The sequence below is a fragment of the Nocardia fodinahabitans genome (assembly GCF_052983615.1).
The window spans coordinates 2,086,500-2,101,152 of the sequence record NZ_JBRJJC010000001.1 but is presented as its reverse complement, the minus strand read 5'-3'; the positions used below and the strand labels follow the sequence as shown (position 1 = coordinate 2,101,152).

General features: G+C 69.4%; 13 protein-coding genes, 1 tRNA gene and 1 pseudogene. 8 read left to right on the top strand and 7 right to left on the bottom strand.

The window, feature by feature from the left end; all coding sequences use genetic code 11:
• Positions 1–13: 13 nt before the first annotated feature.
• The gene (locus tag NV348_RS09810) at positions 14–958 is read left to right on the top strand and encodes a class II glutamine amidotransferase (protein ID WP_447146767.1); all 945 of its coding nucleotides are present in this window, start codon (positions 14–16) and stop codon (positions 956–958) included.
• Complete coding sequence (gene egtD / locus NV348_RS09805) at positions 955–1,926, top strand: L-histidine N(alpha)-methyltransferase (protein WP_447146766.1); 972 nt, start codon at positions 955–957, stop codon at positions 1,924–1,926. The genes NV348_RS09810 and egtD overlap by 4 nt, the downstream gene beginning before the upstream one ends.
• A gap of 31 nt (positions 1,927–1,957) precedes the next feature.
• Here the strand turns inward: egtD and NV348_RS09800 are convergent, their stop codons facing one another.
• The 6 genes from NV348_RS09800 to NV348_RS09775 all read right to left on the bottom strand — a co-directional run bounded on the left by NV348_RS09800 (position 1,958) and on the right by NV348_RS09775 (position 6,503).
• Positions 1,958–2,302 (bottom strand): hypothetical protein, encoded by a 345-nt coding sequence (locus tag NV348_RS09800; protein ID WP_447146765.1) that lies wholly within the window; start codon positions 2,300–2,302, stop codon positions 1,958–1,960.
• Between the two features lie 53 nt (positions 2,303–2,355).
• The gene (locus NV348_RS09795) at positions 2,356–3,000 is read right to left on the bottom strand and encodes a DUF2461 domain-containing protein (protein ID WP_447146764.1); all 645 of its coding nucleotides are present in this window, start codon (positions 2,998–3,000) and stop codon (positions 2,356–2,358) included.
• Between the two features lie 65 nt (positions 3,001–3,065).
• Positions 3,066–3,668, bottom strand: a complete 603-nt coding sequence (locus tag NV348_RS09790; RefSeq protein ID WP_447146763.1) for a hypothetical protein — start codon at positions 3,666–3,668, stop codon at positions 3,066–3,068.
• Between the two features lie 206 nt (positions 3,669–3,874).
• Positions 3,875–4,855 carry a ribose-phosphate diphosphokinase gene (locus NV348_RS09785; protein WP_218716034.1) on the bottom strand — a complete coding sequence of 327 codons (981 nt, stop codon included), beginning with the start codon at positions 4,853–4,855 and terminating at the stop codon, positions 3,875–3,877.
• Positions 4,852–6,342: a bifunctional UDP-N-acetylglucosamine diphosphorylase/glucosamine-1-phosphate N-acetyltransferase GlmU gene (gene glmU, locus NV348_RS09780; protein WP_447146762.1), complete on the bottom strand. Its 1,491-nt coding sequence runs from the start codon at positions 6,340–6,342 to the stop codon at positions 4,852–4,854. Before glmU ends, NV348_RS09785 begins: the two co-directional genes overlap by 4 nt.
• Positions 6,343–6,432: 90 nt before the next feature.
• Positions 6,433–6,503, bottom strand: a tRNA-Gln gene (locus NV348_RS09775).
• A 310-nt stretch (positions 6,504–6,813) separates the two neighbouring features.
• Here NV348_RS09775 and NV348_RS09770 point away from each other — a divergent pair.
• Positions 6,814–7,440 carry a TetR/AcrR family transcriptional regulator gene (locus NV348_RS09770; protein ID WP_447146761.1) on the top strand — a complete coding sequence of 209 codons (627 nt, stop codon included), beginning with the start codon at positions 6,814–6,816 and terminating at the stop codon, positions 7,438–7,440.
• Positions 7,441–7,610: 170 nt separating this feature from the next.
• Positions 7,611–8,259 (top strand): annotated as a pseudogene (locus NV348_RS09765) (TetR family transcriptional regulator).
• 9 nt (positions 8,260–8,268) lie between these two features.
• Here the strand turns inward: NV348_RS09765 and NV348_RS09760 are convergent.
• On the bottom strand, positions 8,269–8,892 hold the full coding sequence (locus NV348_RS09760; protein ID WP_447146760.1) for a TIGR03085 family metal-binding protein: 624 nt from the start codon (positions 8,890–8,892) through the stop codon (positions 8,269–8,271).
• A gap of 151 nt (positions 8,893–9,043) precedes the next feature.
• On the opposite strand from NV348_RS09760, the gene mfd reads away from it, so the two are divergent.
• From mfd to NV348_RS09740, 4 genes are all read left to right on the top strand, one after another.
• Entirely contained in the window at positions 9,044–12,655 is a 3,612-nt protein-coding gene (mfd, locus tag NV348_RS09755; protein ID WP_447146759.1) for a transcription-repair coupling factor, read from the top strand.
• Entirely contained in the window at positions 12,655–13,383 is a 729-nt protein-coding gene (locus NV348_RS09750) for a nucleoside triphosphate pyrophosphohydrolase (RefSeq protein WP_447146758.1), read from the top strand. The genes mfd and NV348_RS09750 overlap by 1 nt, the downstream gene beginning before the upstream one ends.
• 156 nt (positions 13,384–13,539) lie before the next feature.
• Positions 13,540–14,013 (top strand): hypothetical protein, encoded by a 474-nt coding sequence (locus NV348_RS09745; RefSeq protein ID WP_447146757.1) that lies wholly within the window; start codon positions 13,540–13,542, stop codon positions 14,011–14,013.
• A 27-nt stretch (positions 14,014–14,040) separates the two neighbouring features.
• Positions 14,041–14,616 carry a TerD family protein gene (locus NV348_RS09740; RefSeq protein WP_447146756.1) on the top strand — a complete coding sequence of 192 codons (576 nt, stop codon included), beginning with the start codon at positions 14,041–14,043 and terminating at the stop codon, positions 14,614–14,616.
• Positions 14,617–14,653 lie beyond the last annotated feature (37 nt).

The window sequence follows — 14,653 nt, the reverse complement described above, 5'->3', positions numbered from 1 at the left end:
GGGTGGGCCGCTGATGTGCCGTCATCTGGGGTATGTCGGCCCGCCGGTGACGGTCGGTGAGCTGGTCGTGCGCGGCCCCCGTTCGCTGTACACGCAGTCCTGGGCGCCGGCGGAGATGCGCGGCGGCGGCACGATCAACGCCGACGGTTTCGGCGTCGCCTGGTGGCGTCGGGCCGATATCGGTGTCGAGGGGGAACGCGACGCCGTCAGCCGATATCGCAACGCCGCGCCGATCTGGACCGACCCGGCGGTGGTCGAGGTACTCGGCCAGCTGGAAGCGCGCGCCGTGCTCGCCGCCGTGCGGTCGGCCACGGTGGGCATGCCGGTCGAGCGGGCGGCCTGCGCGCCGTTCGTCGACGAGCACTGGGCCTTCAGCCACAACGGTGTCGTGCCCGCGTGGCGGACGACACTGGCGCAGGTCTGCGCAGACCTGGACGAGATGCTCACCACCGCACCGGCATTCGCGCGAGCGGTGACATCGCGGCCACGGGCGTCGGCTGCCCTGCCGCAGGCGACCGCCGACTCGCCCGCCGGTTCGGTGCCGGACGCCGCCGGTCCGCTGTTCGGTTCGGCCGAGGTGCTGTTGCGGGCCGAGGCGCTCACCGACTCCGCGGCGCTGTGGGTGCTGCTGCGCGGCCTGCTCGGGGCGATCACCCCCGGCGGCCCGCTCACCTCGCCCGCCGACGCGCTGCGCGTGCTGGTCGCCGCGGTGCTGCGCCGCCAGCCCACGGCGCGACTGAACCTGTTGCTCGGCAACGGGATCGAGCTCTGGGCGACCACCTGCTGGCATGCCCTGTCGGTCCTGGTGGCCGACGACTACACCGTGCTCTCCTCCGAACCGTACGACGCCGATCCGCGATGGCAGCCGATCGCCGATCACCAGCTGGTGATCGCCACCCCCGGCCACTGCACCGTCACCGCTCTCGAGCTTCCCGTCACCGAAAGGGTCCGTTCATGACCACGCCGCTGCTGGACATCCACCTCACCGACGACGATCTCACCGCGGCCCTGCGCACCGACGCCCGCGCCGGCCTCACCGCCACCCCGAAGTCGCTGCCGCCCAAATGGTTCTACGACGCCCGCGGCAGCGAGCTGTTCGAACAGATCACCGAACTGCCCGAGTACTACCCGACCCGCACCGAGCGGGCCCTGCTGGCGCGCGTCGTCGGCGAGATCGCCGCGGCGGCCCGCCCCGAGGTCCTGGTGGAGCTGGGGTCCGGCTCGGCTGCCAAGACCCGGCTGCTGCTGAACGCGCTCACCGCCGAAGGTTCACTGAAAACGTATGTTCCGCAGGATGTCTCGGCGTCGGCATTGCGTGGCGCGGCCGCCGAGATCGCGGCCGAGTACCCGCAGCTGAGCGTGCACGGTGTCGTCAGCGACTTCACCGACACCCTGCACAACCTGCCGCGCGGCGGCCGCCGGATGATCGCCTTCCTCGGCGGCACCATCGGCAACCTGGTGCCGGCCGAGCGGGCCGAGTTCCTGGCCGGCATCAACGAGGTCCTCGAACCCGGTGAGCTGCTGCTACTCGGCGCCGGCCTGGTGATCGACCCGGCCGTCCTGGTCCCCGCCTACGACGACGCCGCGGGCGTCACCGCCGAGTTCAACCGCAATGTGCTGCACGTGCTCAACCACCGCCTCGGCGCCGACTTCGCCCCGGACAAGTTCGAGCACGTGGCGCTGTGGGATGCCGAGAACGAGTGGATCGAGATGCGCCTGCGCGCCACCGAGGCGATGACGGCCACCGTCGCCGACCTGGACCTGACCGTCGATTTCGCCGCGGGCGAGCAGATGCGCACCGAGATCTCGGCCAAGTTCCGCCCCGAGGGCCTGCGCACCGAACTCGACGACGCCGGCTTCACCACCCTGCGCACCTGGACCGACCAGGACAACCGCTTCGCCCTGGTGCTGGCCGAACGACGCTGAGCGGCTACAGGTCGAGCTCGTCGGCGAGATACTAGCCGTCGGTGACGTTCTCGTCGCCTTCGCGGTTGCGTTCGGCGCCTTCTTCGCCGTCGATGGCGTCGTCGTAGAGGTCGCCGTCGACGGCGTCGTCACCGACCACCCGGACCGCCGACACCTCGGCGGGGCGTTCGTCTTCCGCGACGGCCTCGCGGGCGGCACTGTTCTCCGACCACTCCTCGTCGACTTCCTCGGTGATGCCGAGGAAGCCGTCGGCGTCGGCCTCGTGATTGCGGATGACGTAGTCCTGCGGTGGGTCCTCGACGTAGCGCTCGTACTCGACGATGTCGTCGGCCTGATCGTCGTCACCCATGTCCATGTCCAGCGGTTCACGGCTCATGAGTCCAGTATCGGCCTCCGGTCGGCGTCCGTCACCGCTGCCACGCCCGCCGGTCAGTGGGTGACGCCCTCGAAGACGCCGGTGAACCACTCGACCAGCGGCCGCAGCTCGGTCCACGCGCGCCGGATCTCGGTGGCCGCCGCCGGGGTGCTCAGCCAGTCGGGAGCGCCGAACTCGCGGTGCGCGGTGAGCGACTTGTGCCGCAGCAGCTCGATGCGGGGGTGGTCGGCGGAGTAGCCCTTGGGCTTGGTCTTGAGGCGGTCGCCGCCGATGGTGAAGCCCGCCGCGGTGGTCGCGGCCAGGATCGCCTCGAGCTCGGCGCCACGCACCTCGTCGTCGATGGTGGCCCGCAGGGTGGCCAGGGCCGCGGGCGACATCATGTAGCAGCCGCCCGCCACGAACAGCCCCGCCGCGCCGATCTGCACGTACCAGCCGACGCCTGGCGCGGTGGCCGCGACGGCGCCCTGGTGGTTCTTGTACGGCACTTTGTCGGCGGAGAACCGGACGTCGCGATACGGCCGGAAGATCTTGGCCGGCCCGAATTCGGCCTCGAGTTCGGCGGTCAGCGCGGTCATCGGCGCGCGCACCGCCTCGTCGTAGGTCTGCTTGTGCGCGGTCCAGAAGGTCTTGGAGTTGTCGGCTTCCAGGTCCTCGTAGAAGTCGAGGGCCGCCAGCGGAAAACCAGTGAAAGCGTCCATGGTGGGAGTGCGTCTCAGTTCTGTGCGGGGGATCGGCTACCGCTACCAGTATCGTCCGGCGCGGGTCAGGATCCGCCGATCGCCGCGACGAACAGCACGAACACGAGCACGACGAGGGCGGCCACGGCGCCGTTGGCGATCGCGGCCCACTTACCCATCTGCTCGCCCTTGGCGTGGCCGACGACGCCGAGCACGATCCCGGTCGGCGCGGTGACCAGCACGGGCAGCCCGCACAGCAGCAGCCCGCCCAGGACCGACGCGGCGACGCAGCAGAAGCTGATGATCGACCAGATGGGCGTGCTGTCGACATAGCCGTAGCGCGGAGTCAACGGCTGCGGCGGGCCGTAAGCAGGCCGGGCATACCCCGGATAGCCCACGGCGGGCGGATACGCCGGGCGCGGGAACATCGGGCCGACGACCGGTGGCGGCGGCGGCGGATACGGCGGCAGCTCCACCGGCGGCGCGGGCCGCTCGACCCCGGCCCACGGCGCCTCGGCGTGCGGCGGTGCCGGGGCGGGCGGAACGGCTGCCTGCTCCGGGTGCGGCGGCAACTCAGCGGGCGGCGGGCCGTCGTTCCACATCCGCTCGGTGGGCGCCGGCGCGTCCTGCACCCGCGGCACCACCCGGTCCTTACCCAGCTCGACCGGCCTTTCCGGTTCGGTACTCATGTTCCCCCCCTGCCACATCCCGCATTACAGGACCCACCATGCCCGAAGAGCAGTCGGTGCGCCACGTCCGAAGACAAGGCGCACCGACTGCTCTCGCAAGAACATGGGTAACTCACCGGGTACGGGCTAACCCCCTACCCCGGAAGTCTGGCCGCGTCCCCAACTCACCCCGCACCTAGGTCTGGCCAAGAATCGCGGAGAGGCGGTCAAGCGTTGCCGTTGAACAGGCCGGTGACCGAGCCGTTCTCGAAGACCTCGCGAATGGTGCGGGCCAGCAGCGGCGCGATGGACAGCACGGTCAGCGTCGGGAACTTCTTGTCCTCGCTGATCGGCAGGGTGTTGGTGATGACCACTTCCCTGGCACCGCAGTTGGCCAGGCGCTCGGCGGCGGGATCGCTCAGCACGCCGTGGGTGGCGGCGATGATGACATCGCCGGCGCCGGCTTCCTTGAGCACCTTGACCGCGCCGGCGATGGTGCCACCGGTGTCGATCATGTCGTCGATCAGCACGCAGGTGCGGCCCTCGACGTCACCGACGACGCGGTTGGACTTCACCTGGTTGGGGACCAGCGGGTCGCGGGTCTTGTGGATGAACGCCAGCGGGGTGCCGCCGAGCGAGTCGGCCCACTTCTCGGCGACCTTCACGCGGCCCGCGTCGGGCGAGACCACGGCCAGGTTGTCCGACGGGTAGTTGGTGCGGATGTACTCCGAGAGCTGCACCAGCGCGTGCATGTGATCGACGGGGCCGTCGAAGAAGCCCTGGATCTGGTCGGTGTGCAGGTCGACGGTGATGATGCGGTCGGCGCCCGCGGTCTTGAGCAGGTCGGCGACGAGGCGGGCCGAGATCGGCTCGCGGCCGCGGTGCTTCTTGTCCTGGCGCGCGTACGGGTAGAACGGCAGCACCGCGGTGATCCGCTTGGCCGAGCCGCGCTTGAGCGCGTCGATCATGATGAGCTGTTCCATCAGCCACTGGTTCAGCGGGGCCGGGAAGCTCTGCAGCACGAAGGCGTCGGAACCGCGCACCGACTCCTCGAACCGCACGAAGATCTCGCCGTTGGCGAAATCGCGCGCGGTCTGCGGCGTGATGTCGACGTCCAGTTCCTTGGCGACCTGCTCGGCCAGCTCGGGATGTGACCGGCCGGCGAAGAGCATCAAGTTCTTCTGGTTGTCGATCGAGAACGCGGTCACTGCTGGTTGCCATCCTTTTGCTCGATTGTCTGATCAGACGTCTCGTTTGCCGCGATGGCTTCCGCCGCCGCGCGCGCCGCAGCGGTTCCTGGACGGTAACGCTGCACCCAGTTCTCAATGATGCGCTGTGGTCCACCCGACACCGCCAGTGCCCCCGGTGGAACGCTTCTACGCAGTACAGTACCCGCACCCGTATAGGCGCCGTCACCCACCGTAACCGGAGCGATGAACATGGTGTCGCTACCGGTCCGCACATGGGAACCGACCACGGTGTGGTGCTTGTTGACACCGTCATAGTTCACAAAAACGCTGGAAGCGCCGATGTTGCTGTACTCGCCGATGGTCGCGTCACCGACGTAGGTCAGGTGCGGCACCTTCGAGTGCGCGCCGATCGAGGCGTTCTTGGTTTCGACGAAGGCGCCGAGCTTGCCCTGTTCGCCGACGACGGTGCCCGGCCGCAGGTAGCTGTACGGTCCGATGGTCGCGCTGTCGCCGATCTCGGCGCGCTCACCATGGGTGCGGACGACACTCGCGCCGGTGCCGACGACGACGTCGGTCAGCGTGGTGTCCGGCCCGATCTCGGCGTCCTCGCCGATGTGGGTCTCGCCGAAGAGCTGGGTGCCCGGCCGCAGCACGGCGTCGCGCCCGATCCGCACGCCGGCGTCGACCCAGGTCGTCGCCGGATCGATGATCGTCACGCCGGCTCGCATGTGCCGTTCGAGGATGTACCGGTTGAGGGTGGCGCCCGCCTGCGAGAGCTGCACCCGGTCGTTGACCCCGGTGACCTTGTTCGCGTCGACCAGCCGCGCGCCGTGCACCGGGTGCCCGGCCTCGCGGGCCAGCCGCAGGACGTCGGTGAGGTAGAGCTCGTGCTGGGCGTTGGCGGTGGACAGCCGCCTGATCATGGTGCGCAGCACCGAGGCGTCGAAGGCGTAGACGCCGGAGTTGACCTCTTTGATCCTGGTCTGTTCCGGGGTGGCGTCGGCGTGCTCGACGATCTCGGCGACCTGGCCGTCGGCGTCGCGCACGATCCGGCCGTAGCCGTTGGCGTCGTCGGGGACGAAGGTCAGCACGGTGACCGCCGGGCGTTCGGCGTAGCTGCGGTGCTCGTCGAGCAGCGCGGCGAGGGTGTGCCCGTCGAGCAGTGGTACGTCGGCCGAGGTGACGAGCAGGTCGCCGTCGAAGTCCGTCGGCACCGAGTCCAGCGCGCACTGCACCGCGTGGCCGGTTCCGAGCTGCTCCTCCTGTACCGCGCAGACGATCTCGCGGCCGAGTTCCTTGCCCACCTCGGCGACGGCGGCGCCGACCTTGTCCCGGTCGTGGCCGACCACGGTGATCAGGTGAGTCGGGTCGATCTCGGCGGCGGCGTGCAGCGCGTGCGAGAGCATCGACCGACCGGCCAATGGGTGCAGCACTTTCGGGGTCTTCGACCGCATTCGCGTCCCGGCACCAGCGGCGAGAACGACGACGGCGGTCTGCGGTGGCATGGATCTCCCTCGGCTGCCTGTCAGCGAGTGTGCTGTGGCGGGTTCGGTCGGTGATGGTGCGGGCCGACGATACGTCACTGTGTCCGTGTGCTCCGCCGCCAGGACTCGAACCTGAACTATCTGAACCAAAATCAGAGGTGCTGCCATTACACTACGGCGGATCGCCACACCAGTGGGCCATGAGAGCCCACCACTGTGCTACGGCACGGCCATGATCCTCGCACAGTTGCCGCCTCTCCGGAAATTTTGGCCAGACTGCGGCGCGGGGTGATTCGTGGACGCGGCAAGCCTCGGCGAGGGGGCGAGTCGGCTCGTACCCGGTGAGTTACCCATGTGCGTGCGAAACCGGTTGGTCGACCGGCGGGGTGGGGTCTGCGATCGGCCGGGGTGGTCTGAGACAGTTGTGGGACTGTCGGGCGGTAGAGAGGCGGGGATCTGGTGAGTGATGCGGGGCGGCCGAGCAGACCGAGGATGACCGGAACCCAACGGCGACAGCAGCTGATCGAGATCGGTCGCGCGTTGTTCGCCGAGCGGGGATATGACGCGACATCGATCGAGGAGATCGCGCAGCGCGCCCAGGTGTCCAAGCCTGTGGTCTACGAGCACTTCGGCGGCAAGGAAGGGCTCTACGCGGTCGTGGTCGATCGCGAGATGTCGATGCTGCTGGACATGATCACCTCTTCGCTGACCCAGAACCGCTCCCGGGTCCGCCTCGAACAGGTCGCGCTGGCGCTGCTGGCCTACATCGAGGAACGCACCGACGGGTTCCGGATCCTGGTGCGCGACCAGCCCGCCGTGAACGCCGACGGCCGCTACTCGAGCCTGCTCAACGAGGCCGTCAACCAGGTCGCGCATCTGCTCGCCGGCGATTTCGCGCGCCGCGATCTGGACCCGAGTCTGGCGCCCCTCTACGCGCAGGCGCTCGTCGGTATGGTCTCGACCGCGGCGACCTGGTGGCTCGACGAGCGCACGCCGCCGAAGGAAGTGGTCGCGGCGCATCTGGTCAACCTGTGCTGGAACGGTTTGAGCCACTTGGAAGCCGAACCGGGGCTCAGCTCCGAATGGAATACGGGACAGGCAGGCGGATCGACGGGGTAACCGGACGATAGCGCCCGCGGCTACAGCGAATCGAGGATTCGGCTGCCGCGTAGCCGCCTGGTGGTACGGTTCACCCATCCTTTTGGGTGCTGCCGGGCGGTAAGTCGATCAAACTTCGGGATGTCGGTCTACTTCAGGATGGCTGGATTATTGGATGACAGGCGGATCTGATGGCTAGGCAAGCGCGCGCGGAGATCACCCGCGACTCCGTCCTTGCTGGCGCTGCCGATGTCTTTCTCCGTTTGGGGCTACGCCAACGCGAGCCTCAGCGAAATCATCGCGCAGTCCAATGTGACCAAGGGTGCCTTGTACTTTCACTTCGGCTCCAAGGAGGAGCTGGCCAGGGCGGTGGTCGATCAGGGCAACGAGCGCCTGGTCGGTTCGTGCCAGGGATTCTTCGATTCCCGGGTGCCCGCGCTGGAGGCGTGCATCGGCATCACCTACGTGGTGGCCGACCTGTCGATGAACGATCCGATGGTCGGGGCGATGCTCAAGCTCACCCATCAGATCGGTGATTATCGCGGCGCCCAGGGCGACAACATCGCCAAGGTCTGGAGCGAGACGTACCGGGTGCTGGCCGAGCGGGCCATCGCCCAGGGCGACCTGCACGCCGAGCTCGATCCCGAGGTGGTCGGGCTGCTGCTGCACGAGCTGGCGGCGGGCGTGCACATCGTCGCGGTCGGCACCGAGTCGATGGATCAGATGGCGTCCAGGATGGAACGTGCCTGGTACTTCCTGCTGCCCTCGATCGTGCCGGCGGAGAAGCTGCCGTACTTCCGCGAGTTCGCCGCCCGCCGCCTGCGTCGCTACGTGCTCTAGCCGCGCGGCCTAGACGCTGCGATCGGTGCCGAGCACCGCCCGCACGTCGGCCTCGGCGCCCGTGGTCTCGATCCTGACCTCGTCGCGCCCGAACGCGTGCAGCAGCAGCTCCGACGGCTTGCCGGTGAGCACGACCTCCGGGCCGTCCGCGCGATGCGCGGTCACCCGGTCGCCGTCCGGCGTCGCGAGCACCACGGCGACCGGCGACTTGCGGTAGGCCGTGCGCGCCACCATGCGCAGCGCCGACCACAGCCGCGCCTCGTCGGCGGCCGCCAATTCCCGTGGCGTCCAACCGGGTTCGGCCCGGCGGACGTCCTCGTGGTGGATGAACATCTCGGTCAGGTTGACGTAGGCGTCGACCGGGCGCAACGGCGACCACCACGGCGGCCCGGTGCGCACCAGTTCGGCCAGTTCGGCGAACGGCCGCTGCGCGATCTTGTCCTGGGTCGCGTCCAGGTACCCGGCAAGCGGCCGGATCAGGATGCCGAGGGAGGCGTCGGGCCTGCGCTCCCGGACCACCAGGTGGGCGGCGAGATCGTGCACCGTCCACGTTCCGCACAGGGTCGGCGCCGACGGCCCCGCCTCGATCATTGTCGCCACCAGGGCGTGGCGTTCCCGCTGAGCAAGACTCACGATCTCGACGGTACGCGCGCGCGGAGGAAAACGCCTCGTCGGGCGTGGCGACGGACCGCACCGGGGCCGGTCGGGAGGTGTGCGCCGAAGGTGTCGGGGCCGGTGACTAGACTTCACGCGGAACATCCCGTCTGCGTATTCAGGAGCGTTCATGTCCTCCCTTCGTCCTCCGCTCGCCGGTCTGGCCGAGGCGGCTGGGGGTGACGCCGCGCTGCGGACGGTTGCCGACCTGGTCGGCAAGTCCGGGGTGGAACTGGTCGCGCCGTCGGCCGTGCGACCGTTCGTCGCCGCGACGATCGCGGCCCAGCAGCCGCTGGTGGTGGTCACCGCCACCGGGCGCGAGGCCGACGACCTCACCGTCGAGCTGGCCGAGATGCTCGGTCCCTCGGTGGCCGTGTTCCCGTCCTGGGAGACGCTGCCGCACGAACGGCTCTCGCCCGGCCCCGACACCGTGGGCCGCAGGCTCGAGGTGCTGCGCAGGCTGGCCCACCCCGAAGACCCGGTGTACCCGGAGCCGCTGCGGGTGGTGGTGACCACCGTGCGCTCGCTGATGCAGCCGATGACGGCGGGCCTGGGCGATATCGAACCGATCGTGCTGCGCGCGGGCGCCGACCAGGACTTCGACGAATTGCTCACCCGCCTGGTCGAATTCGCCTACACCCGGGTCGACATGGTCGGCAAGCGCGGCGAGTTCGCGGTTCGCGGCGGCATCCTCGACCTGTTCCCGCCGACCGCCGATCATCCGGTGCGCGTGGAGTTCTGGGGCGACGAGGTCACCGAGCTGCGCCCGTTCTCGGTGGCCGACCAGCGCTCGCTGGGCGAGCACACCGTCGACACCGTGGTCGCGCCGCCGTGCCGGGAACTGCTGCTCACCGCGCCGGTGCGCGAACGCGCCGCCGCCGTCGCGGTCGACAACGCCGCCGACGCCGCCCTGGTCGAGATGCTGGACAAGATCGCCGAGGGCGTCCCGGTCGACGGCATGGAAGCGCTGCTGCCGGTCCTCGCGCCCGGTAAGCTGAGCCTGCTCACCGAGGCGCTGCCCGCGGGCACCCACCTGCTGCTGTGCGATCCGGAGAAGATCCGCACCCGCGCCGCCGATCTCGTGCGCACCGGCGAGGAGTTCCTCGAAGCCTCCTGGACCGCCGCCTCGTTCGGCAGCGACGCGCCGCTGGGCGCGCACGGCCTGGACCTGGCCGCTTCCGGTTACCGCAGCCTGCCGGAATTGCACAGCAGCGCCGACGAACTCGGGCTGCCGTGGTGGTCGCTGAGCCCGCTCAGCTCCGGTGATCCGGTCGAGGTGAACCTGCCCGTGCTGGCCGGCCCCACCGCGCGCGGGTCCGAGGAACTGGTCGCCACCATCTTCGCCTCGCTGCGCGCGCACGTGGCCACCGGCGGCCGCGCGGTCGTCGTGGTCACCGGACACGGTACGGCGCAACGCATTCTGGAACGCCTCGCCGACGCCGAGGTGCCCGCGGCCGCGCTGGCGGCGGGCGCGGTGCCGGACTCGGGTGTAGTCGGGGTCCTGTGCGGTTCGCTGCACGACGGCCTGATCTTCGACGACGCGGGCCTGGTCGTCGTCGCCGAGTCCGACCTCACCGGCAACCGGGTCACCGCGCCCACCGAGGGCAAGCGGCTACCCGCCAAGCGCCGCAACCAGGTCGACCCGCTGGCGCTGTCGGCGGGCGACATGGTGGTGCACGACCAGCACGGCATCGGCCGCTTCGTCGAGATGATCGAGCGCACCATCGGCGGCGCCCGGCGCGAGTACCTGGTCATCGAGTACGCGCCGAGCAAGCGCGGCCAGCCCGGTGACCGGCTGTTCGTGCCGATGGAGTCGCTCGATCAGCTCTCCCGCTACGTCGGCGGCGAACTGCCCAGCCTGTCCAAGCTCGGCGGTTCGGACTGGGCGAACACCAAACGCAAGGCGCGCAAGGCCGTTCGCGAGATCGCGGGCGAGCTGGTGCAGCTCTACGCGGCCCGCCAGGCCGCGCCCGGCCACGCCTTCGCCCCGGATACGCCGTGGCAGCAGGAGATGGAGGACGCGTTCGCGTTCACCGAGACCGTCGACCAGATGACCGCCATCACCGACGTCAAGGCCGACATGGAGAAGGCGGTTCCGATGGACCGCGTGGTGTGCGGCGACGTCGGCTACGGCAAGACCGAGATCGCCGTGCGCGCCGCGTTCAAGGCGGTCCAGGACGGCAAGCAGGTCGTCGTGCTGGTGCCGACGACGCTGCTGGCCCAGCAGCACCTGCAAACGTTCACCGAGCGGGTCGCCGGATTCCCGGTGAGGGTGAAGGGCCTGTCGCGGTTCACCGACGCGGCCGAGTCCAAGGAGATCCTGGCCGGGATGGCCGACGGCGAGGTCGACATCGTGGTCGGCACGCACCGGCTGCTGCAGACCGGCGTGCGCTGGAAGGATCTGGGCCTGGTCATCGTCGACGAGGAGCAGCGCTTCGGTGTCGAGCACAAGGAACACATCAAGGCGCTGCGCACCCACGTCGACGTGCTCACCATGTCGGCCACCCCGATCCCGCGCACCCTGGAGATGAGCCTGGCGGGCATCCGCGAGATGTCGACCATTCTCACCCCGCCCGAGGAACGGCACCCGGTGCTCACCTATGTCGGCGCCTACAACGACAAGCAGGTCACCGCCGCCATCCGCCGCGAGCTGATGCGCGACGGTCAGGTCTTCTACGTGCACAACCGGGTCTCCTCGATCGACAAGGCGGCCAAGAAGATTCGCGAGCTGGTGCCCGAGGCCCGGGTGGTCGTCGCGCACGGTCAGATGAACGAAGACCAGCTCGAGCGCACCGTGCAGGGGTTCTGGCAGCGCGAATACGACGTGCTGGTCTGTACCACGATCATCGAGACCGGCCTCGACATCTCCAACGCCAACACCCTGATCGTGGAACGCGCCGATTCGCTCGGTCTCTCGCAGCTGCACCAGCTGCGTGGCCGCGTCGGCCGCTCCCGCGAACGCGGCTACGCCTACTTCCTGTATCCGCCGGAGAAGCCGCTCACCGAGACCGCCTACGACCGGCTCGCCACCATCGCGCAGAACTCCGATCTGGGCGCCGGTATGGCCGTGGCCATGAAGGACCTCGAAATCCGCGGCGCGGGCAATGTGCTCGGCGCCGAGCAGTCCGGCCATGTCGCCGGCGTCGGCTTCGATCTCTACGTGCGGCTGGTCGGCGAGGCCGTCGAGGCCTATCGCGCGGCCGCCGACGGCAAGCCGATCGTCACCGAGGAGACCAAGGAGGTGCGCATCGATCTGCCGGTCGACGCGCACATCCCGCCCGACTACGTCGCCAGCGATCGGCTGCGGCTCGAGGCCTACCGCAAGCTCGCCGCCGCCCAGGACGACGCGGCGCTGGCCGCGGTGGTGGAGGAACTCGTCGACCGGTACGGCCCGCTGCCGGTGGAGGTCGGCAGGCTCGTCTCGGTCGCCAAGCTGCGGCTGCTGGCCCGCGCCTACGACGTGTCCGAGATCGTGGTCACCGGAACGACACTCAAGATCGCGCCGCTGAATCTGCCGGATTCCAAACAGCTCCGGCTCAAGCGGCTCTACCCGAGCGCCACCTATCGCGCGGCCAGCGGCCTGGTGCAGTTGCCGCTGCCCCGGGTCACCGACAGCGTCGGCGCCGACCGGGTGCGCGATGTGGCCGTGCTGCAGTTCGTCGCCGATCTGCTGCTCGCGCTCGACGGCAAACCGCAAGGAATGGTGGATCTCTCGGTGCGGACCGAAGCGACCCCGGTCTGATGGGCGGCGAGACCACCCGCGCGCAGGAGGCGGCCGACACCGCGGTGGTCGCGGCCGGACTGGCCGGCGCGGTCGAGGTGATGGACCGGCTCTGGCATTTCGGCGGCTGGGAGACCACCCAGACCCACGACTCGCTGCGCCCGTACCTGCTCGAGGAGACCTACGAACTGCTCGACGCGATCCAGGCGGGCGACTACGAGACGATCAAGGAGGAACTCGGCGACCTGCTGTTGCAGGTGCTGTTCCACTCCCGGATCGCCGAAGCGGCGGGCGAATTCACCGTCGACGAGGTGGCGGCCACGCTGGTGGGCAAGCTCGTGCACCGCAGCCCGCATCTGATCGATGCCGATCTGCCCGCGGGCACCTCGGTCGCCGACAAGATCGCCGCGCAGGAAAAGGCCTGGGAGGAACGCAAATCCGCGGAGAAGTCGCGGCGTTCCTGCCTCGACGGGATCGCCATGGCCCAGCCCGCGCTCGCCTTGGCCGAGAAGGTGCGCTCGCGCAGTGCCAGAGCAGGTCTGCCCGAGGATCTGGTGCCGTCGGCACTGCGCGTGGTCGAACTCGGCGGGCCCGATTCCGCCGAGGAGCGCCTGCGCAAGGCCACCATCGATTTCGCCACCGCGATCCGTGCCGCCGAGGACGCCGCCGAAGCCGCGCGGGGCGAGCGCGCCACGCTGACGGCGGCGCAGTGGCGCGCGTACTGGCCCGAAGAGTTATCGGTCAGTTGATCGGACAGTTCGCCCAGGTGGCGGCTGAGACGTTGCTGAGATCTGCCGGACAATCCCGCGCGAGCCAGCGAGTAAGTGGCACACCGATTTAGACTCGGAGGTGGCTCGCCGTCCGCGGCGGGCGCAGTGGCGTCCGACGATGTCGAGGTGAGGTAGATGGCAACAGAAGTCGATCCGGCAGGGCAGGACTACATGACCGATCACCCCGAGCTCGACGTGTTGCCGGTGTGGCCGCAGGAGACGATCGCCGTGCTGGTCACGACCGATCCGGCGCCGCACGCGATTCCGGTCTCGTGGCCGGTGCGGGCGGGCGACCGGCGGATCATGATCAGCCTGAAGTCCGATCGTGGCTCGCTGGCCCGGCTGCGGGCGCAGCCGGAGGTGGCCCTGCTGATCCTGGGTGGCGGCAATGTCGCGCTGTGCGCGCGTGGGCGGGCGAAGGTGATCGCCGAGCAGATGCCCTCGGCCGAGGACTACACCGCGGTGCAGCTCGACGTCGAGGTGATCGACGACCACCGCCAGTCGGCCTTCGCGGTGGATCGGGGCATCCAGCGCACCGTGCTCGACGAGACCGAACTGCGCGCGCTGGAGGGCCGGGTCGAGACGTTGCGGACCTGGGCCGAGGACTGACACACATCATCAGATAGAAGGGTTCCCATGAGCGTCACACTCGCCAAGGGCGGCAATGTCTCGCTGTCGAAGCAGACCGACAATCTCACCAAGGTCGCGGTGGGTCTGGGCTGGGACGTGCGCACCACGACCGGCGCCGACCACGACCTCGACGCCAGCGCGCTGGCGACCGGCGCCAACCTGAAGGTGCTCTCCGACCAGCACTTCATCTTCTACAACAACCTGCGCTCGCCGGAAGGCACCATCGAGCACACCGGCGACAACCTGACCGGTGCGGGCGACGGCGACGACGAGGTGATCAACGTCGACCTGGCCGCCACGCCCCCGACGATCACCAACATCTTCTTCCCGGTCTCGATCCACGACGCCCAGGCCCGCGGCCAGTCCTTCGGCCAGATCCGCAACGCCTACATCCGCGTCACCGACGCCATCACCGGCGTCGAACTGGCCCGCTACGACCTCTCCGAAGACGCGTCCACCGAGACCGCCATGGTCTTCGGCGAGCTCTACCGCCACAACGCCGAGTGGAAGTTCCGCGCCATCGGCCAGGGGTACGCCTCCGGCCTGGCCGGCATCGCCAGGGACTACGGCGTCAATATCTGACGGGTACTCTTCGACCGGGCCCACCGCACCTCGGTGG